At 68.4% G+C, this 17,637-nt stretch carries 19 protein-coding genes; 6 read left to right on the top strand and 13 right to left on the bottom strand.

What is annotated here, in order from left to right:
* Positions 1 to 78: 78 nt before the first annotated feature.
* A complete protein-coding gene (locus tag BGO20_RS17150; RefSeq protein WP_291660395.1) occupies positions 79 to 396 on the top strand; it encodes a hypothetical protein in 318 nt (105 codons plus the stop codon).
* 7 nt (positions 397 to 403) lie between these two features.
* Here BGO20_RS17150 and BGO20_RS17145 read toward each other — a convergent pair whose 3' ends face one another.
* Complete coding sequence (locus BGO20_RS17145) at positions 404 to 1,411, bottom strand: aldo/keto reductase (RefSeq protein WP_291660393.1); 1,008 nt, start codon at positions 1,409 to 1,411, stop codon at positions 404 to 406.
* A gap of 151 nt (positions 1,412 to 1,562) precedes the next feature.
* Here BGO20_RS17145 and fliK point away from each other — a divergent pair, with 151 nt between their 5' ends.
* From fliK to mog, 4 genes are read left to right on the top strand one after another with little or no spacing between them, the layout of a single operon-like run.
* On the top strand, positions 1,563 to 3,233 hold the full coding sequence (fliK, locus tag BGO20_RS17140) for a flagellar hook-length control protein FliK (protein ID WP_291660392.1): 1,671 nt from the start codon (positions 1,563 to 1,565) through the stop codon (positions 3,231 to 3,233).
* Positions 3,230 to 3,523: an EscU/YscU/HrcU family type III secretion system export apparatus switch protein gene (locus tag BGO20_RS17135; protein WP_291660391.1), complete on the top strand. Its 294-nt coding sequence runs from the start codon at positions 3,230 to 3,232 to the stop codon at positions 3,521 to 3,523. Before fliK ends, BGO20_RS17135 begins: the two co-directional genes overlap by 4 nt.
* On the top strand, positions 3,520 to 4,683 hold the full coding sequence (locus tag BGO20_RS17130) for a GNAT family N-acetyltransferase (RefSeq protein ID WP_291660390.1): 1,164 nt from the start codon (positions 3,520 to 3,522) through the stop codon (positions 4,681 to 4,683). The genes BGO20_RS17135 and BGO20_RS17130 overlap by 4 nt, the downstream gene beginning before the upstream one ends.
* A gap of 47 nt (positions 4,684 to 4,730) precedes the next feature.
* On the top strand, positions 4,731 to 5,264 hold the full coding sequence (mog, locus tag BGO20_RS17125) for a molybdopterin adenylyltransferase (RefSeq protein ID WP_291660389.1): 534 nt from the start codon (positions 4,731 to 4,733) through the stop codon (positions 5,262 to 5,264).
* Positions 5,265 to 5,377: 113 nt separating this feature from the next.
* Here mog and BGO20_RS17120 read toward each other — a convergent pair whose 3' ends face one another.
* The 12 genes from BGO20_RS17120 to BGO20_RS17065 all read right to left on the bottom strand — a co-directional run bounded on the left by BGO20_RS17120 (position 5,378) and on the right by BGO20_RS17065 (position 16,595).
* A complete protein-coding gene (locus BGO20_RS17120) occupies positions 5,378 to 5,932 on the bottom strand; it encodes a glutathione peroxidase (protein WP_291660388.1) in 555 nt (184 codons plus the stop codon).
* Between the two features lie 123 nt (positions 5,933 to 6,055).
* On the bottom strand, positions 6,056 to 6,442 hold the full coding sequence (locus tag BGO20_RS17115; protein ID WP_291660387.1) for a response regulator: 387 nt from the start codon (positions 6,440 to 6,442) through the stop codon (positions 6,056 to 6,058).
* A 12-nt stretch (positions 6,443 to 6,454) separates the two neighbouring features.
* Positions 6,455 to 7,555: a chemotaxis-specific protein-glutamate methyltransferase CheB gene (gene cheB, locus BGO20_RS17110; RefSeq protein ID WP_291660386.1), complete on the bottom strand. Its 1,101-nt coding sequence runs from the start codon at positions 7,553 to 7,555 to the stop codon at positions 6,455 to 6,457.
* Complete coding sequence (locus BGO20_RS17105; protein WP_291660385.1) at positions 7,555 to 8,148, bottom strand: chemoreceptor glutamine deamidase CheD; 594 nt, start codon at positions 8,146 to 8,148, stop codon at positions 7,555 to 7,557. The genes cheB and BGO20_RS17105 overlap by 1 nt, the downstream gene beginning before the upstream one ends.
* Entirely contained in the window at positions 8,145 to 9,023 is an 879-nt protein-coding gene (locus BGO20_RS17100) for a CheR family methyltransferase (protein ID WP_291660383.1), read from the bottom strand. Before BGO20_RS17100 ends, BGO20_RS17105 begins: the two co-directional genes overlap by 4 nt.
* A gap of 3 nt (positions 9,024 to 9,026) precedes the next feature.
* Positions 9,027 to 10,838: a methyl-accepting chemotaxis protein gene (locus BGO20_RS17095; protein WP_291660381.1), complete on the bottom strand. Its 1,812-nt coding sequence runs from the start codon at positions 10,836 to 10,838 to the stop codon at positions 9,027 to 9,029.
* Between the two features lie 64 nt (positions 10,839 to 10,902).
* Positions 10,903 to 11,415 carry a chemotaxis protein CheW gene (locus tag BGO20_RS17090; protein ID WP_291660379.1) on the bottom strand — a complete coding sequence of 171 codons (513 nt, stop codon included), beginning with the start codon at positions 11,413 to 11,415 and terminating at the stop codon, positions 10,903 to 10,905.
* Positions 11,412 to 13,745 (bottom strand): chemotaxis protein CheA, encoded by a 2,334-nt coding sequence (locus BGO20_RS17085; RefSeq protein ID WP_291660377.1) that lies wholly within the window; start codon positions 13,743 to 13,745, stop codon positions 11,412 to 11,414. Before BGO20_RS17085 ends, BGO20_RS17090 begins: the two co-directional genes overlap by 4 nt.
* A 10-nt stretch (positions 13,746 to 13,755) precedes the next feature.
* Positions 13,756 to 14,115 carry a response regulator gene (locus tag BGO20_RS17080; RefSeq protein WP_291670211.1) on the bottom strand — a complete coding sequence of 120 codons (360 nt, stop codon included), beginning with the start codon at positions 14,113 to 14,115 and terminating at the stop codon, positions 13,756 to 13,758.
* Between the two features lie 5 nt (positions 14,116 to 14,120).
* Positions 14,121 to 14,402, bottom strand: a complete 282-nt coding sequence (locus BGO20_RS17075; RefSeq protein ID WP_291660373.1) for an STAS domain-containing protein — start codon at positions 14,400 to 14,402, stop codon at positions 14,121 to 14,123.
* 114 nt (positions 14,403 to 14,516) lie between these two features.
* On the bottom strand, positions 14,517 to 14,984 hold the full coding sequence (locus tag BGO20_RS17070; protein ID WP_291660371.1) for a response regulator: 468 nt from the start codon (positions 14,982 to 14,984) through the stop codon (positions 14,517 to 14,519).
* 108 nt (positions 14,985 to 15,092) lie between these two features.
* Positions 15,093 to 16,595: a methyl-accepting chemotaxis protein gene (locus BGO20_RS17065; RefSeq protein WP_291660369.1), complete on the bottom strand. Its 1,503-nt coding sequence runs from the start codon at positions 16,593 to 16,595 to the stop codon at positions 15,093 to 15,095.
* Positions 16,596 to 16,837: 242 nt separating this feature from the next.
* Here BGO20_RS17065 and BGO20_RS17060 point away from each other — a divergent pair, with 242 nt between their 5' ends.
* Positions 16,838 to 17,584 carry a superoxide dismutase gene (locus tag BGO20_RS17060; RefSeq protein WP_465246048.1) on the top strand — a complete coding sequence of 249 codons (747 nt, stop codon included), beginning with the start codon at positions 16,838 to 16,840 and terminating at the stop codon, positions 17,582 to 17,584.
* The last annotated feature ends 53 nt before the right edge of the window (positions 17,585 to 17,637 follow it).

The raw sequence follows: 17,637 nt of genomic DNA, 5'->3' as shown, positions 1-17,637 counted from the left end.
CTCGGTCAGGCTGATGTCCGGCTTTCCTTGCGGCCGTGGCCGAGCGCGGCATCATCGTGAGCCCAGGAGATCCGCACGATGCGCCGCACCGCCGCCCTCGCCTGCCTTGTCGCCACCCTTGTCATGCTGCCGCTCCAGGCGGAAGCCCGACGCTTCCGTCTCGGCGCGCACAGCAGCGCGCCCGCCGCCAAGACCGGCCGCGGCATGGTGATCGTCCCGGGCGTCGCGGCGGCCAGCAGGCCGCAAGGGGCGGGAGCCGCCGAGGAACCCCGGCATGTGCCGTTTCCGCCGTCCAGCGCCGGGCCGGTGCCGCTGCGCCTGAGCACGAACGACGACGGCAAGCAGCCCTGGTGCGGCACGCAGGTGGTCGTCGGCGGCTTCTGCATGATGAACTGAGCGAGCGTCAGACCCGACTGATACGCCCTTCCAGCGGATAGGCCGGATCGCTGTATCCCGGCGTCGACGGGTGGCCCGGCGGCACCAGCGAGTCGACCAGCGCCTCGTCCTCTGGCGTAAAGCCCGCATCGAGCGCCGAAAGATAGGCCTGCCACTGCTCGAAGGTGCGCGGGCCGGCAATGGCCGCCGTCACGAAGGCATTGTTCAGCACCCAGCGCACCGCGAACTGGATGGGCGTGAGCCCGCGCCTGGCCGCATGCTTCTTGATCGTCTGTGCAATGACGAGACTTTCCTCGCGCCATTCCGCCTGCATCATCCGCTTGTCGCCGCGGCCCGCCCGCGTGCCCTCGGCCGGAGCCTGGCCCGGCGCATATTTCGCCGTCAGCACACCGCGCGCCAGCGGGGAATAGGAAGCGACGCCGAGCCCGAAATGACCGCAGGCCGGCAGGTGCTCGACCTCCGGCATGCGGTTCATCGCGTTGTAGTAGGGCTGGCTGACGACCGGCCTGTCGATGCCGCTCTCGTCGCAGAGCCGGCAGATCTCCGCCAGGCGCCAGGAGCGGTAGTTCGAAACGCCGAAATGCCTGATTTTGCCCTGCCGAACGAGATCGGCGATGGCGTTCACGGTCTCCTCCAGCGGCGTCTGGTGATCCTCCTTGTGCAGGTAGTAGATGTCGATGACGTCGGTGCCGAGCCGGCGCAGGCTGTCCTCGCAGGCCTGCATGACCCAGCGGCGTGACAGCCCGCTGCGGTTGGGGCCCGCACCCATCGGATTGGCGACCTTGGTCGCCAGCAGCCAGTCCTGCCGATGCGCCGCGATCGCGCGCCCCGTGACCTCCTCTGAGCGGCCTTCGTTGTAGACGTCGGCCGTGTCGATGAAATTGATGCCGGCATCGTGGGCATGGTCGATGATCCGGCGCGCTTCCACTTCCTCCGTCGCCCCACCGAACATCATCGTGCCCAGGCAGAGCGGCGAGACCTTGAGACCGGAACGGCCGAGGCGGCGATAATCCATGGCAATGATCCTTTGAAAGGAAGGCGCAAGCTTGCGTCAGCGAAACCGCCCGCGCCAGCGCCATCGACGCGCGGCAGCCCTGCAGGTCCCGTGCGGCAACAGAATCCTTAATCTTTCCTGAGAGGCTGGCGCACCGATTCATGGTCACCCGATGAACCTCGCCCAGCTCATCCAGAGCCAGAACCTTGCCAGATTGCTGCAGGCGCTCGACGCCGCCGGCGAGTTGACGGCTGGCACGACGGTCCGGGCGCGCCTGCTCTCACTCGATCCCGACGGCACCGCTACGGCAGCGATAGGCGATGCCAAGATCACGCTCGTGCTCGCCGGCCCACAGGCGAAACAGGCCGCACTGCAGCCCGGCGCGACGCTGCTCCTGCATCTCGAAGCCCCGGAACAACCGGGCGGCGACCTGCGCGCGACCCTCCTCGACATCCGGCAGCCGGGCAGCCCGCCCGCTGCCGGCGCGCCGACCGGGGCACAGCTTCCTCCTACGGCGCAAGCTCCTGCGTCGACGCTGCCACCCTCCGGCGGACTTGCTGCACCTTCACTGCCGGCTCCCGCCGGCGACACGGCCTCTGCAACGGCTTCCCACCCCCTTGCGCAACCGCCTACACAGGCCGGAACGTCCTTACCATCGGCCACCGTCGTTCCGTCCGAACACCGGCCCCGGCTGGCCACCGAAATCGCGTCTGGCCGCGCTCCGCTCCCCACAATCTCGCAGAAGCCGGGTTCGGCGGGCTCGCTCGAACACCCCGAAGCCCTCTCGAAGGCGGCCGCGCCCCCGGCACCGGCCCGAGCGGCGGTGCCGGGCGAGGCCCGCCAGGAGACCCTCCCGCCGCCGGTCTCGCCGCGCGCAGCCATCGGCCCCACTTTGGGCGAAGCACTGATGCGGCAGGACAGCCTGGCCCCGCTCTTCGCCAATCTGCGCGGTCTCGCCGACGGCACCGTCGCGCTCACCCTGCCGAAACCGTTGCTCGGCGCCATCGACCAGCTGCTGCGGCAGTCCTTCCCGGCTGATCGCCAGATTATGACCGGTTCGCGTCTGCAGAGCGCCCTGCAGGGCTCGGGCCTGTTCATGGAGGCCCACGCCGCCGCGGGCCGGGCCTCGCCTCCGCAGAACGATCTCAAGGCGGGGCTGCTGGCCCTGCGCGACAAGCTGCTGCCGATCATCGACAGCCTGTCGCCGCAGACGGCGGCGATGAAACCGGACCGTGCGCCCGCCGCATTCGAGCCGGCATCGAACGGCGCCGGCGCCGCCGCACCTCCGCGCCGCGACGGCGCCCTCGCGGCCCAGCCGGTCGCGGAACCGACGCTGCACCCCGGCGACAAGCCGCTCGGCATCGCGACCACGCTGCTTGCCCAGACCGACGCGGCACTCGACCGGATCAAGCTGTCGCAGTTCGCCTCGCTGCCGCTCGAGGTCTCGCGCCCGGACCCGGCACAGCCTCAGCCGCAGCGCTGGCTCGCGGAAGTTCCGCTGACCTTCCAGCACGGCACCGCGATCCTGCCACTCCAGGTCGAGAAGGATCCGCCGCGCCGCGAGGCGCAAGGCATCTCGCCGCCGCTCTGGCGTATCCGCTTCGCGCTCGACGTCGAGCCGATGGGGCCGCTGCAGGGCGTCGTCACCCTGCAGGGCCGTGAGGTCGGCGTGACACTCTGGGCCGAACGCGAGGAAACCAGCAGCCTGCTGCGCGGCGCGGCGACCGGCCTCGAGACCGCCCTGCATGACGCCGATTTCGCTACCGGGTCCGTCGATATCCATACCGGGCAGCCTCGCGTCGTGCAGCCGACCGCGGGCCAGTTCCTGGATCGTCTGTCATGAGCGCGCCGCGTCCCCCGCGCATCGCCGTGGCGCTCGAATATGACGGGCAAGGCGCGCCCCGCGTCACCGCCAAGGGACGTGGCGAACTCGCCGAGCGCATCGTCGAGACCGGCCGCGCTCACGATGTCGCCGTCGAGCAGAACGCCGTGCTCGCCCAGGCGCTCTCCGCCGTCGAGCTCGACGACGAGATCCCGCAGGAGCTCTATCGCGCCACGGCGCAGGTGATCGCCTTCGTGCTGTCGCTGCGCGGCGAACTCGGCCGCCGCGACCGGGACGGCGTCCGGACGTGAGCGGCATCATCGTCAGGCGCATGGGCCCGGCCGCATATGAGGGGCTGGGGCCGCTGTTCGCGGAGCTTTCGCGGCGTGCGCTCGAGCCGAACCCGCACATGGCGCCTGCCGCCGTCTCCGCTGCCACCGTGCTGGTCGACGAAGATGATATCGTCGTTCTCTGCGCCTGGCACAGCGAAGCCCTGGATTTCGAACGGCTGGTCGGCGTCTGGGCGCTGCGACGCGCCCGGGACTGGCGCAGCGCCTTCACGCCCTTGCTCGTGTCGCCGGTGCTGCCGCTCTACGAGGTCTCGTCCCTGCCGGTGGTCGACCGGGACCACGCGATCGAGGCCTCGCGCGCCCTGCTCCGCTATCTGCGGGCATCGAGCGACCTGCCGCATACGCTCGCCCTGCCCCTGCTGCCGCTCGATGGCCCCGGGGCCGAGGCGTTCGCCGCAGCTTGTCACAGCACCGGCAGCACCATCGCGGTCGCGGAGCATTGGGCCCGGCCGGTGATGATCCCGCAGCCGGGAGATGATCCCGAACGCTATCTCCGCCGGGCGCTCGGCTCCGCCTACAAGAAGCGGATGCAGCAGTTCCGCGCCGTCATCAAGAGTGGTGCGCTGACCTTCCGGCGCAGCCGCGGACCGTCCGCCGTCGAGGCACTCGACGGCTTTCTGGCGCTGGAGGCCTCCGGCTGGAAGGGCAAGGTCGGCACGGCGATCGCCTGCCTGCCGGAGGACACGGCCTATTTCCGCCGCCTCGTCACGCTCTTCGCCGCCGAGGACGGCGTCCAGATCGATGCGCTCCTGCTCGACGGGCAGGCCCTTGCGATGGGGTTGCTGGTCGAAAGTGCAGGCCGGCGGCACTTCCTGAAGATCGCCTACGACGAGACGCAAGCCCGGCATTCGCCGGGTCGCACGCTGACCATCGCGATGCTGCGTGCGGATCTCGACGGCACGCCACCGGATTTTTTCGACAGCGGAGCCGGCGACGGCGTCGACGCGGGCACCTATGTCTGGGGCGAGCGGCGCGCCATTGGCAACGCCCTGGTCGGCCTGGGCCGCAAGCGCATCGGCCTCGCGCGAGCGGGTGCCCTCGCCCGGATGTGGCTGCGCCGCTTGCGCGCTCCCCGGCGAGGCCGATCCGCGACGGGCTCCGGCCTCCGGGCATCGGCTTGACCGGACCTTTGCCCTGCCCGTAACAGCGACACGGACGGGAGGATCGCATGAGCGAAACGGCACGGATCGGAATCGTCACGGTCTCGGACCGTGCCTCGGCAGGCGTCTACGACGACGAGGGTGGTCCGGCCATACGGGAATACTTCAAGCGCGTCCTGGTCTCGCCGTGGCAGCCGGTCGCACGCGTCATCCCCGATGACCGCGGGCTGATTGCGGGAACGCTGATCGAGCTTGCCGATCGCGAAGGCTGCTGCCTCGTCGTCACCACGGGCGGCACCGGCCCGGCGCCGCGCGACGTCACGCCGGAAGCGACGGAGGACGTGGTCGAGAAGCCGATGCCGGGGTTCGGCGAACTGATGCGCCAGGTCAGCCTCACCAAAGTCCCGACCGCAATCCTCTCGCGCCAGACCGCAGGCATCAGGGGCCGTACGCTGATCGTCAATCTCCCCGGCCGCCCGCGCGCTATCGCCGAATGCCTGGACGCGGTGATGCCGGCGATTCCCTATTGCATCGATCTGATCGAGGGCCCCTACCTCGAGACCGACCCGGCGGTGATCGCGGCCTTCCGGCCGAAGAAATAGCAGCCGATCGCTAGAGCGTCGGACCGAAAAGTGGAATCCACTTTTCGAAGAAATTCGATGCTCCAGCAATGAGATAGATCATCGTCACCGCGTCCGATAGGACGCGCGACGATCTAGCCCGCCTGCAGTTCCCGGCCGATTGCCTGGACGAGTTGCGGCGAAAGCGGATCGGTTCCCGCCGGGTATCCACCGATCAGTTCGCCGTTGCTGCCGATCAGGTATTTGTGGAAGTTCCATCGCGGCACTTCGGCCGGCTTGCGTTCGGCCGCCCAGCGATAGAACGGGTGCGCCTGCGGACCCTTCACCACGGTCTTCTCGACGAAGGCATAGGTCGCGCCGTAATTGTCGTGCGCCGCCTCGGCGATTGCCGCCCCGTCCAGCGGCTCCTGTCCGCCGAAATCGTTGCTGGGAACAGCGACGAGCATCAGGCCCCGCTCGCGATAGCGCTGCCAGAGCTGCTCCAGGGTCGCCATCTGCCCGGCATAGCCGCAGCGCGTCGCCGTGTTGACGACGAGGATCGGCCGGCCGCGATAGTCGGAGAATGCGAGCCTGACGCCGCCCCCCGGACGGTCGAACGCGAAACCGTAGGCGCCTGCGCCTTGCGCCGCGGCCACGCCGGGCCACGCCGCCAGCGCGCCGAGACCCGCCATCAATGTCCGCCTGTCCATCTTCGCCTCCCTGTCCCCGATCTTATACGTCGGCGACCTGCAAACGGATGCGCCCCGAAACCTTCCGGCTCCGGGGCGCGTCGGCAATGCACATGTCCGCGAGCTTGGCTCGGGAAGGGGTCGTCAGCAGGCGAGAACCTTCTTCACGCGCACCTCGAGGTCGCGCAGTTCATAGGGCTTCACGACATAGTGGTCGGCCCCGTTGTTCGTCGCCTCGTCCATCTTGTCGACCGAGCGCTCCGAGGTCGCCATGATGATCTTGATCTGGTTGAGTTCCGGCACGGAGCGGATGGCGCGCAGCAGGTCGATGCCGCTCATGCCTTCCATGTTCCAGTCCAGCAGCAGAAGATCGTAGCGCTTCTGCTGCATCTTCATCAGCGCTTCGCGCGCGTTTTCCGCCTCGTCGATATCCTGGAATTCGATCTGCTTCAGGAAATAGGTCGCCAGACCGCGCATGCTCTTCTGGTCGTCGACCACCAGGATGCGGTACTCGCTTCTGGCCTTTGACATAACTTTTGCTCCTTACGCGGTCCGCAGACCCGGCCGCTCGCCGATCAGCTGGCTGACCGCCGTACCGATCTGGCTCAGCGGGACAACCCTGTCGGCGGCTCCGAGCTCGAAGGCCGCTTTCGGCATCCCGTTTACCACGCAGGTTTCCCCGCTTTGGATTAACGTCTCGGCCCCGGCTTTGCGCATGGCTAACAAACCGTCAGCGCCGTCCCTTCCCATGCCCGTCAGCAGAATACCGACCGCATGGGCTCCGGCGCTGCGAGCCACCGAATGGAACATGACATCGACGGAGGGCGAGTGGCCGCTGACCAGAGGGCCCTCCTTGAGCACGCAAACGAATTCGCCGCGCCGCTCTTCGATCTCGAGATGGCGCGGTCCGCCTGGCGCAACGACCGCCATGCCGGGCTTCAGCCTGTCGCCGTCGATGGCCTCGTGCACGTCGAGCCCGGTCGCCGTCGCAAGGCGGGCTGCGAACTTCGCCGTGTAACCCGGAGGCATGTGCTGCACGACGACGATCGGAAGCCGGAGATGGGCGAGGTCGCGCATCACGGTCTGGACCGCGGGCACCCCGCCGGTCGAGGCGCCGATCGCGATCAGCGACGTCTTGCCGGCGCGCGCCGGCTCGCGCGGCGGGCTGGCCGGGCGGACAGGCGCAGCGACCTGCGCCATTTGCCGGGCGGCTGCGATCATCTTGCGGCTCGCCGACGCGCGTTGCAGCGCCGCGACGAGATGCTTCATAAAGCCTTCGAGCGTGTGGGTGGTGCCGTCCGGCTTCTCGATGAAGTCGATCGCGCCCAGCTCCAGCGCCTGGATCGTGTTGTCGGCGCCGGGGCCGCCGAAGGCCGAGACGATCAGCACCGGCAACGGATCCTGCTTGAGCACCCGGGCCAGCAGCTTCAGGCCGTGCCGGCCCGGCAGCTCGAGGTCGAGGGTCACCACATCCGGGCGCAAGTCCTGGATCGCGTCCCAGCCCTCTTCGGCGCTGCCGGCGACGCCGATCACCTTGAAGCCGGGCGCGGAGTCGATGATCTGCGTCATCAGCTTCTGCATCAGGACGGAATCGTCGACGACGAGAACCTTGACCGGGACTGCGGCTGAAGGCGCGACGCTCATCACCAGACCTCCACCTCACCCGCCACCGGCTGCGTCTTGAGCCGGTTGAGGTAGGCGATTTCCTGCTCCTGGCCGCTGTCGCGCGCCGTCGGCTGGACATGCTGGACCCAGGCCCGTCCCGTCGAGGGCTGATAGTGGATGCGCCGCGAGCGCGTGCCGCCGACATCCTTCGAGACGACGGGAATGCCCTCCCGTTTCAGGAAGTCGTTGACGAAGGCGATGTTGTTGTCGCCGATCGCCAGCATCGTCGCGCCCGAAAGCACACGCGCGCCGCCAAAGACCTTGGCTTCGAAATTGCCGCGCCTTGCGCCGCGCTTGAGGAGGTCGTTGATCAGCACCTCCATCGCCGTGTCGCCGTAGCGCTCGCCGGCGCTGGCGTCGGCATTGCCGTTATTCTTCGGCAGCAGGAAGTGGTTGAGCCCGCCGACCCCGGCCTGGGGGTCGCGCATGCAGACCGAGACGCAGGAGCCCAGCACGGTCGCGACGATCTCGTCCTTGGCGGAGGTGATCTCGTGCTCGCCGGGCGCGACGGTGATGATCGTCGCCGCGAAGCGCGGATCGTAGTAGCGGCGGGAGGACCGGGAAACGCTCATGGAGTCCTCTCGTAGATGGTGCGGCCGATCAAACGCAGATTGGCATGCGGCTGCGGCAGTGACTCGGAATGGCCGAGATAGAGGAAGCCACCGGGCGCCAGCAGCGAGACGAACCTGTCGAGAATCGAGGCCTTGGTCTGCGTATCGAAATAGATGAAGACGTTGCGGCAGAAGATGACGTCGAACGGCCCCTTCATCGGCCAGGCCTGGATCAGATTGAGCTGCTTGAAGGCGATCATCCGCCGCAGCTCCTCCGCGACGCGCGCCTCACCCCGCCCAGGCGACGCCTCCAGGCGCATCAGCGGCTTCACATCGGCCGGCAGGCGCTCGAAAAGTTCCGCCGGATAGAGGCCGGCCTCGGCCCGCATCAGGATATCGGTGTCGATATCCGTCGCCAGGATCTTGAAGTCGAGATCGCTGCGGGGGCCGATCACCTCGCGGCAGGAGGCGGCGATCGAATAGGGCTCCTCGCCGGAGGAGCAGGCGGAGGACCAGATCCGGATGCGCCCGCGCCGCCCGCCGCGCTCCTGCACGAGGCGCGGCATCACCTCCTTGCGCAGATGGTCGAAATGGTGGCGCTCGCGGAAGAAGGCGGTGTGGTTGGTGGTCACCGCATTGATCAGTTCGGGCAGTTCGCCGGCCGCCTGCGGCGTCTTCAGGAAGGCGCAATACTCCGCCACCGAGTTCAAGCCGAGTGCCTTGACGCGCCGCGCCAGGCGGCCACGCGTCATCGCTTCCTTGTGCTCGCGGATGACGATGCCCGCCTGCTCGTAGACCAGCGCGGCGATGAACTTCATGTCGTCGCGGGTCAACGTGACGTCGGCGCCGATCGCCGGAGCGAGAGGCATGGGTGGAATGAGCCCGAGCCGCGACATGGTTCAGTATCCTGTCCGCCGGTTGAGGGATTGGCCACCTTGCGCGGCACGGCGCGGCGTGGGCGCTGGAAGCGGCGTGGGCTCGGAGGCGAAGGCGCGTCGGACGGATCGCCTTTGCCCCACCGGTGCCGCCTCTGTCCGGAGACCGGCCACGAGCTCTCCCAACGACTGGATCTGCCCGACCAGCGTCTCCGCGGTCTGCGCGCTGCTCTGCGCCAGCGCTCCGTACTGACGGATGCTGCCGTCGATGTGCTCGACGCTACGGCTCATCGCCTCGACGCCCTTGCTCTGTTCCGACGCTTCCGCGGCGATATCGGTCACCGTCGCCGATACCTTGCCGGCGGCGGCCACGATCCGCCCGAGCGCCGTGCCCGTGTCTCGGACGCAGCGGACGCCTTCCGCGACCTGGCCGTTGGAGGTCGCGATCAGCCCCTTGATGTCCTTCGCCGCCTGAGCCGAGCGCTGCGCCAGCGCCCGCACCTCGGAAGCGACGACCGCGAAGCCCTTGCCGGCATCGCCCGCGCGGGCCGCTTCGACGGCCGCGTTGAGGGCGAGCAGGTTGGTCTGGAAGGCGATCTCGTCGATCACGCCGACGATGTCGGCGATCCGTGTCGAGGAGGTCTCGATCCGCTCGATCGCGCCGACGGCCTGCCCGACGACGGCCTGCCCATCCTGAGCCACGCCCATCGTCTCCGTGGCGAGATCCGTTGCCTCCCGCGAGCGGACATTGCTCTGGCGCGCCGAAGCCGCAATCTGCCCCGCGGCCGCGGAAGCCTCCCCGAGATCGCTCGCGGAACGTTCGGTGCGGGCAGCGAGATCACCTGTCGCGGCGACGATCTCGGCAGCCACCCGCGCCGTCTCGCCCGCCGTCGCCTGAACCGAGCGAACCGTCTCGCCCAGCCAGTCCAGCGCATCGTTGAAGTCATGTTGCAATGCCGCGAGACGGCCGCGGTAGCGGCCCGTCATGCGCCGGGAAAGGTCACCTTCCGCCAGAGCGGCGACCACGTCGGCGACGTCCTCGAAGGCCTCCTCGGCAATTGCGCTGACGCCATTGACGCCCTCAGCGAACTCGGCCAGCGCGCCGCCCTTCGCATCGATGGCGATCCGGCGCGAGAAATCGCCTTCTTGTGCCGCCGTGACGACATCCTTCACTGCAAGCGCAGCGGCAGATAATGGCTCGTTCAGCTCCCGCCATTCGACCGCAGTGCCGGTTTCGACGGCATCGGTGCCGGCGACCGGCGTCAGCGTGAAGCGTATCCTGCGGCGGCCGAGGACCATCTCGACGGGCGCGCCCACGGCACCGTAACCCTGCTCGCCCTGCACGCGCTCCATCACGCGGCTGAGCATGTCCTTGGCGGAGCAGCCGGGGAAAGCGGCGCGGAAATCCTCCTGCGCCTCCGCGAAGAAGCGCAGCAGCGCCTTGTTGACGTAGACCACGCCGCCTTCGCCATCGCAGATCATCAGCTTGGACCCGGCGTGATCGAGCGCTGCGCGGATGCGGCCATCGGCCTGCACTTGCTCGCAGAGACCCTCGAGCACCGCGGTGAGCCCTGCGTCCCGGCGCTCCGGCGCCGGTGTCGCACGGCTGGCCAGCAGCCTCGACAGGGCCTTGCGCGCGGGCCCGAGCGGCCGCGTCGCCGCCCAGGAGGCGAGGCCGCCGAGCAAGGCCACCGCCGAGACAGCACCGACGACGGCTGCAGGCATGGCCGAGGAGGCCGCCGCATAAGCGACGCCGCCGCCGAGCAGGGCCGAACCGGCCGCCGTCAGCGGCTGGCTGAGCGTCAGATGGGAGAGAGGGCCGAGGGCGTTGCCCATGCAGTCTGGTCGTTTCTTGGTCTGGCCCGCTCTCTCACGCTACACCGGGCTGGTCGCTGGATATTCAGGCGGCGCGGCTGGTCTTCAGCTGGGTCTCGGCACCCCCGTCGCGGATGACCGCGGCGAGGTCGAGCAACGCGACGATGTCGGTGTCGAGCAGGACGAGCCCTTCGATCAGGCCGTGCTCGTCGCGCTCCAGATCGGGAGCCGGGCGCACGGCGGAAACCGGGACATCGACGATGTCCGACACGGAATCGACCAGCAGGCCCGCCGTCTTGTCCTCAACGTCGACCACGACGATGACGTGAGTGGCCGTCGCGTCGGTGACGCCCATGCCGATCGCCGTGCGCAGGTCATAGACCGCGAGGATGACGCCGCGCAGGTTGAGGACGCCGCGCACATGCTGGGCCGCGTGCGGCAGCGGAGTCGTTGCCTGCCAGCCCTTGATCTCGCGGACCATGCCGACGTCGATGCCGAAGGTGCGATCGCCGACCTTGAAGGTGACGATCCGACGCGCCGCCGCTTCCGGCTGCGCAGACGAGAAGTGCTTTTCGCCGAGTTGGAGGGTCATGGTCATCCAGCCATCTTGAGGTCAGATAGGGGGTGGTTTCGCTCGCCCGAAGCGGCGAGCCGCAGCATGGAGTCGATGTCCAGGATCAGCGCGACGAGACCGTCGCCGAGAATGGTCGCGGCGGAAGCGCCGTTGACCGCGCCGTAATTCGCCTCGAGGCTCTTCACGACGACCTGCTGCTGGCCGACGATCTCGTCGACGGCGATGCCGACATTGTTGCCGCGCTCGGTCTCGGCGATGATGACGATATTCTCGTGGGTGGTGCCCATCGAACCCATCACGTCGCCGAGGCGATAGAGCGGCGTCACCTCGCCACGCCAGCGCAGCACCTCCTGCCCGAACGGCAGGCGCTCGATCGGCGTCGAGGCCAGGTGCTGGGTCTCGATCACCGAGGCGATCGGGATGACGTAACGATCGTCCCCGCAGCGGATGACCATGCCCTCCAGGACCGCGAGCGTCAGCGGCAGGGCCAGAGTGAACTTGCAGCCGCGGCCGGGCTCGGAATCGACGCTGATGCGCCCTCCAAGCGATTCGACGTTGCGGCGCACCACGTCCATGCCGACGCCGCGGCCGGAGACATCGCTGACGACCTCCGCCGTCGACAGGCCGGCGGCGAAGATGAGCTGATCGATCTCCTCGGGCTGCAGCCGCTCATCGGCGCCGACGAGGCCGCGTGAGCGGGCCTTTGCCAGGAGCCGGTCGCGATTGATGCCGCGTCCGTCATCGGTAACGGAGATGACGATGCGGCCGGCGCGATGCTCGGCGATCAGCTTGATCGTGCCCTCGCGGGCTTTGCCGGCTTCGACGCGCTCGTCCGGCGTTTCCAGCCCGTGATCCATCGAGTTGCGGATCATGTGGGTCAGCGGATCGGCGAGTTCCTCGATGATGGTCTTGTCGACCTCGGTGTTCTCGCCTTCAAGGACGAGGCGCACTTCCTTGCCCAGCGTCTGGGCCAATTCGCGCACGAGGCGCGGCATGCGCTGGAACACCGCTTTCACCGGCTGGGCGCGCACCGCCATGACGTGGTCCTGCAGTTCCCGTGTCTGGCGCGACAGGGTCAGGATGCCCTCGGCGGTCTTGGCATAGACGTCATAGGGCAGCGAGCGGACGCATTCGACCAGCATCGATTGGGTGATGACGATTTCGCCGACGAGATTCATCAGCTTGTCGATACGGTCGAGGTCGACGCGCACGCTGACCGCCTGGCGCTGGCGCGCAGCGGCCTGATCGTTGGCCGGGGCACGAGGCGGCGTGCGCAGCACGGGTGCCGCCTCGGGGGCAGGTGCGGGAGCCGCCGCCAGGGCGGCGACCGGCGCCGGCTGGATCTCGGGCTCGGCCTGCTGGGCCTCGGGCGCCGGCCCGAGCTTCGCCAGGATGGCGGAGAGATCGGCCGCGACGGAGCTCGACACCTCGGCCGCCGGGGCCGCCTCCGCGACCGGCACCTCGGTCACCGCCGGCTGCTCCGCCGAGAAGGCGATCTCGAACTCCTCGTTGGCCAGGCTGAAGTCGAACCGTCCGTGCAGTTCCTCGACGGAAAGCTGCGTGCGCAGCGCGACATCGAAGCGCATCCAGCAATCTGTGACGTCGAGGCTCTCCAGCGGCGGGACCTGGCTGAGGTCGCACCGGATTTCCACGACGTCGTCGGCCGGCAGCGAACCCAGCACGACGCGCGGCTCGATCACGCGGCGGAAGAGATCGGTTTCGGGCGCGATCCTCAGCTTCACGTCGCGGCCGGGCTTGGCAGCTGCGGGTTCCGGCGCGGCGGCAGGCTCCTCGTCGTCCCAGCCATCGTCAGCCTTCGCCGGCGTCGTGCCGGTCTTGGCCTCGACCATGGCGAGGAGGTTGCCGAGTGCGGCGATGCCGGGGGGTGCGTCTGCCTCGGCGGCAGGCGTCGAAGCGGGAATGGGTGGCGCAGCCGGCGCGGGTGCGGCCACCGCTACGGGCGCCGGAGCCTGCGGCTCCTGGCCGACCTGCTCGAGGGCGGCGAGAAGATCGGGCCGCTCGACCGCCTGTTCATCGTTGCGCGCAGCCGCCACCAGATCGGCGACAGCGTCGGAGCAGCGCAGGAACAGCGTGAACGGCGCGTCCTCGATCGCGACACGGCCGGAGCGCAGATGGTCGAGCGACGCCTCGAAGACATGGGCGAAGGCGACGAGCTCGGTGCAGCCGAAGGCGCCCGCTCCGCCCTTGATCGAATGGATGGCGCGAAAGGCCGCATTGACGTCTTCGGGGTCGTTGGAGCCCTCGTCGAGAGCCTGGAGCTTCTGCTCCAGCGCTCCGAGGAGCTCCTCGCACTCCTGGAAGAAGGTCTGCTTGAGTTCTGCCAACGGATCCATCGGCCAGCCTTCAGTTCTGGTAGCGCGCGACGAGGCCGAGCAGGGTATTTGGCTCGAAGGGCTTGACCATCCAGGCGCTGGCGCCGGCGCGGCGGCCTTCCGCCTTGATCTCGGCCCCGTTCTCCGTGGTCAGCACGATGATCGGCGTGTTCTGCCCCATCGGCCGCGAGCGGCAGGCGCGGGTGAACTCGATGCCGTCCATGACCGGCATGTTGAGGTCGGTGATCACGAGATCGGGCTTGAACTGGTCGAACTTGGTCAGGCCGTCCTCGCCGTTCTCCGCCTCGGCGACCTCATGGCCGGCATTCCGCAGCGTCAGGCTGAGCAGACTGAGCAGCGTCTTGGTATCGTCGATGGCCAGGATCTTCATGCCTGTCACTCCAGAACGAGGGGGCTTCGCGCGGCATCGAAGCCGATCGCCCGCAAGGATTCGCGGCACTCGGAGGAGGCCGCCTTGAGCGTCACCGACAGCCCGCGCGCGACGGCGCTGACGGCGGCGGAATGGAGCAGCTGAATCCACAGGCTCGGCAGCGGGCCTGCGTCCGCGCACTCGACGGCAATGCTTTCGTTCTGCTCCAGGGCGACCAGAAGCTGGTTACGGAAGGCGGCCGCCTCGGAACGTCCGAGGAAGGGCGGAAGCGAAACGGTGATGACCATGAAGGCGCGACCCTGGATGATGCCGGCAGCATCGGGGCAGACTGGTAAAAATTTCGCTAAACGCCGCGATCCCCGTCAATCATTCGGGCGTTTCGGCGGCGAAACGTGGGTCCGTCAGAATATCGCGTTGCTGATGGCTCGCGGCACCAGCGTCACCACGCCGTTGGTCTCGCGATATTTGCGCGGCATGTTGATGATGCCTGAGAGATGGAGCCAGAGATTGTTGGGCGAGATCGGCTTGGTGATGATCTCGTGCGCGCCGAGCTTGGCGGCCTGGACCACGGAACGCTTGTCCGGCCGCTCCATCATCACCAGGACAGGCGCCTTCGCGAACGGGGACGTCTTCTGGGAGCGGATGGCGGCAAGGCACTTCGCCCCGCCGCCATCGGGAAGATCCCAGTCGAGAATGACGATGTTGGGCTGCTTCTGGATGAAGATCGCCGCAGCGGAAGGCAGGTCCGCCGCCTCGAAGATGCGGTGCAGCTGCGCCTGGTAGAGCATCGTCCGGATGATGCGCCGGTAGTGCGGGCTGGTGTCGACAACCAGCACGGACAGGTTGGGGAAGGACGGCGCTATATGCATGGCGCTGACTCGAAACTCGCTCACTCAACTCGACTTTGGCGCCCGGCCGAAAGCCAATCCGGCTTCGGGCTCGGCACGCCACTGAAATCCCGCGGCGCCGACGCCCGGCTACACCTTCAGCCCGATCCGAAAGCCGCCCCAGTGCCTGCCGCGCACCACGATCGGCGCCGACAGATCCTCCATCACCAGGAATTCACCGCCGCCCATGTCGCGGCGATAGCTCTGGAGCAGGAAAGGCTTGCGGTTTCGCGCCGCTGCCAGCCCCGTGCGGTCGTCGAAGATGCGACGGTTGCGACAATTGGCGTTGTTCCACACCGGATCGGCGCCCTGCGGCTGCGAATATTTGCGGTTATGCGTCGGCAGGAAGCCATTGCGGTCCACCGCCGCGCAGAAGACGATGCGCCCGTTCGACGCCAGCAGCTTTTCCTGCAGCGGCGGCAACAGCCGGTCCGTCAGCGCCACGAAGCGGGTCAGATGTTGCTGCGGATCGGAATCCCGCACCGGCGCATAGTTTTCGTCGAACAGCTCGGCCATGCCGATCTCGCCGCACGCCAGTGCCTGCTCGAACAGGCCGGCGATGACGCCCGCCGTCTCAATCGCCGTCGCGATCAGCTCCGATTGTGCCGTGCGCACGCCCGAGGCGGCGATTGACCCAAGGATGCCCTCGCTGATCGCCACCAGCGCATCCGTCCGCTGCGCAGCACGCTCCAGGCTTTCGGTCGACCGGTCCACCCCCGCGACCAGCCCGGCCAGGTCCTGCCCGGCCTTGGCGCATGCGGCGGCGTTCTCGCGCGTCGGCTGCGAGATCGCCTCGATGCCGCCGATCAACTGGACGACCGAGCGCCCGAAATCGTCGAGCTCGCCGATCTGCGCCGAAATGGTCCGGCTGCCGTCGATGGCACGTCGTGCCGTCTGCGCATTGCCTTCGCTGCGCCGGGCGAGGCCGTCGACCGACTTGACCAGCAGGTCGAGCTGCATCGCGCTCGCCGCCGTCGCCTCGCGCGTCTGCTCGGCCAGCGCCTTCACAGCGGCCGCGATGACAGCGAAGCCGCGGCCCGCCTCGCCACTCCGCGCTGCCTCGACCCCGGCGTTGATCGCCAGCAGCTGGATCTCGCGGGTGATCGCCTGGATCGCGTCGCTGGAAGCGCGGGCCTTGTGCGCATCGGCAACCGCCTGCGACAGGGCCTGCGACATCGACTGCGCTTCCTCGGACAAGGCTTCGATGTCGTTCTGCGCCGCGTTCAACCCGAGCTTGACCGAGCCGGTGACGCGCTCAAGCCCGCTGCGCACGGCGGAAGCCGCGGTCTGCGCGCCTTCGGCAGCCTGCTGGATCGCATGATTGGCGTGCGAAACCTGGTCCACGGCGCCGACGACGCGGCGCAGGCCCGTGGTCTGCTTCTCGAGCTGGCGGCTGACGTCGACGATCCGCCCCGCGACATCGGTGATCTCGGCACCGAGCTTGCCGAAGCGCTCCGCAATCTCGCGGACCGCGCGGGCGGCCCCCGCCTCGGCCGGCGCGTCCTCGTTGGCGGGCCGGATCGCGGCCGGCACGGGAACGGCCGGCGCGGCCTCGCACGGCAGTCCGTCGACCTTGAGAGCCTGTGCCTGCATGGCGCGATCCTCGGCTGGATTCCTTCCGGAACGTAGTCAAACGCGGTAAACTGGCGGTTAAGGTCGAGAGCATCGGACGCTGCAGGTCTGCCAGCGCCTGGTTGCGGCGCCGGGTTTCGCCTGCATGAGGTGCCGAAGGGAACACCGGCGGCTTTGACACGTAGTCGTGGTTGTGATCCGGCGCGGCCGCGGCACGAACGCGGATTTGTACCGTGCTCCCGTTTCAAAGGAGAGATGCCGCCATGCCAGCAATCCTCGCTCCCTCGCGCCGCAGCCTCCTTATCCTCGGCGCCGGCGCCGCCTTCGTTGCCTCGGCTCCGAAGGTCTGGGCCCAGGCCGCCGCGCCCGCAGCGCCGACCGGCCCATTCTCGCTGCCGAAACGCGCGTACGAGGCCAATGCCCTCGAGCCGCATATCGACGCCACGACGATGGACATCCACTACAACCGCCACCACGCAGCCTATGTCGCGGCCCTCAACGGCGCGGCGAAGGACAACGGCATGATCGCCAAGGCTTCGGTCGGGGAGCTGATCGCCGATCTCGGCCAAGTACCGGAGAGCATCCGTACCGTGATCCGCAACAATGGCGGCGGCCACGCCAACCACACGATGTTCTGGGAGGTGATGGGTCCCGGAGCCGGCGGTGCGCCGAGCGGCGAGGTCGCGGCCGCGATCACGCGCGACCTCGGCGGCTTCGACAAGTTCAAGGCCGATTTCGAGGCGGCAGGCCTGAAGGTCTTCGGCTCCGGCTGGGTCTTCGTCACGGTGGACAGGGCCGGCAAGCTCGCTTTGCTGCCACAGCCCAACCAGGACAGCCCGATCATGGCCGGCCACAAGGTGCTGTTCGGCAACGACGTCTGGGAACACGCCTATTACCTGAAATACCAGAACCGACGCGCCGACTATCTCAAGGCGTGGTGGAACGTCGTGAACTGGCCCAAGATCGAGGAACGCTACGCCGCCGCCAAGGCCGGCAAGCTCGCGATCTAGCCGCGCACCGGAAGGCGCGGATCATCCCGGCCCGGGCGAAGCGAACGGCCGCG

This window comes from Allobosea sp. 67-29 (assembly GCF_001898115.1).
In the GTDB taxonomy this organism is placed as follows: domain Bacteria; phylum Pseudomonadota; class Alphaproteobacteria; order Rhizobiales; family Beijerinckiaceae; genus Allobosea.
Note: the sequence above shows the minus strand (reverse complement) of the source record. Positions and strands in the feature narration are given on the sequence as shown.

Bases quoted from the DNA above. Each gene is read 5' to 3' on its own strand.
- BGO20_RS17135 (WP_291660391.1), top strand. From the start codon at position 3,230: ATGAGCGCGCCGCGTCCCCCGCGCATCGCCGTGGCGCTCGAATATGAC.
- BGO20_RS17115 (WP_291660387.1), bottom strand. From the start codon at position 6,442: ATGTCAAAGGCCAGAAGCGAGTACCGCATCCTGGTGGTCGACGACCAG.
- BGO20_RS17080 (WP_291670211.1), bottom strand. From the start codon at position 14,115: ATGAAGATCCTGGCCATCGACGATACCAAGACGCTGCTCAGTCTGCTC.
- BGO20_RS17095 (WP_291660381.1), bottom strand. From the start codon at position 10,838: ATGGGCAACGCCCTCGGCCCTCTCTCCCATCTGACGCTCAGCCAGCCG.
- BGO20_RS17060 (WP_465246048.1), top strand. From the start codon at position 16,838: ATGCCAGCAATCCTCGCTCCCTCGCGCCGCAGCCTCCTTATCCTCGGC.
- BGO20_RS17070 (WP_291660371.1), bottom strand. From the start codon at position 14,984: ATGCATATAGCGCCGTCCTTCCCCAACCTGTCCGTGCTGGTTGTCGAC.
- BGO20_RS17090 (WP_291660379.1), bottom strand. From the start codon at position 11,415: ATGACCATGACCCTCCAACTCGGCGAAAAGCACTTCTCGTCTGCGCAG.
- BGO20_RS17105 (WP_291660385.1), bottom strand. From the start codon at position 8,148: ATGAGCGTTTCCCGGTCCTCCCGCCGCTACTACGATCCGCGCTTCGCG.
- BGO20_RS17065 (WP_291660369.1), bottom strand. From the start codon at position 16,595: ATGCAGGCACAGGCTCTCAAGGTCGACGGACTGCCGTGCGAGGCCGCG.
- BGO20_RS17145 (WP_291660393.1), bottom strand. From the start codon at position 1,411: ATGGATTATCGCCGCCTCGGCCGTTCCGGTCTCAAGGTCTCGCCGCTC.
- fliK (WP_291660392.1), top strand. From the start codon at position 1,563: ATGAACCTCGCCCAGCTCATCCAGAGCCAGAACCTTGCCAGATTGCTG.
- BGO20_RS17085 (WP_291660377.1), bottom strand. From the start codon at position 13,745: ATGGATCCGTTGGCAGAACTCAAGCAGACCTTCTTCCAGGAGTGCGAG.
- BGO20_RS17100 (WP_291660383.1), bottom strand. From the start codon at position 9,023: ATGTCGCGGCTCGGGCTCATTCCACCCATGCCTCTCGCTCCGGCGATC.
- mog (WP_291660389.1), top strand. From the start codon at position 4,731: ATGAGCGAAACGGCACGGATCGGAATCGTCACGGTCTCGGACCGTGCC.
- BGO20_RS17075 (WP_291660373.1), bottom strand. From the start codon at position 14,402: ATGGTCATCACCGTTTCGCTTCCGCCCTTCCTCGGACGTTCCGAGGCG.
- BGO20_RS17120 (WP_291660388.1), bottom strand. From the start codon at position 5,932: ATGGACAGGCGGACATTGATGGCGGGTCTCGGCGCGCTGGCGGCGTGG.
- BGO20_RS17150 (WP_291660395.1), top strand. From the start codon at position 79: ATGCGCCGCACCGCCGCCCTCGCCTGCCTTGTCGCCACCCTTGTCATG.
- cheB (WP_291660386.1), bottom strand. From the start codon at position 7,555: ATGAGCGTCGCGCCTTCAGCCGCAGTCCCGGTCAAGGTTCTCGTCGTC.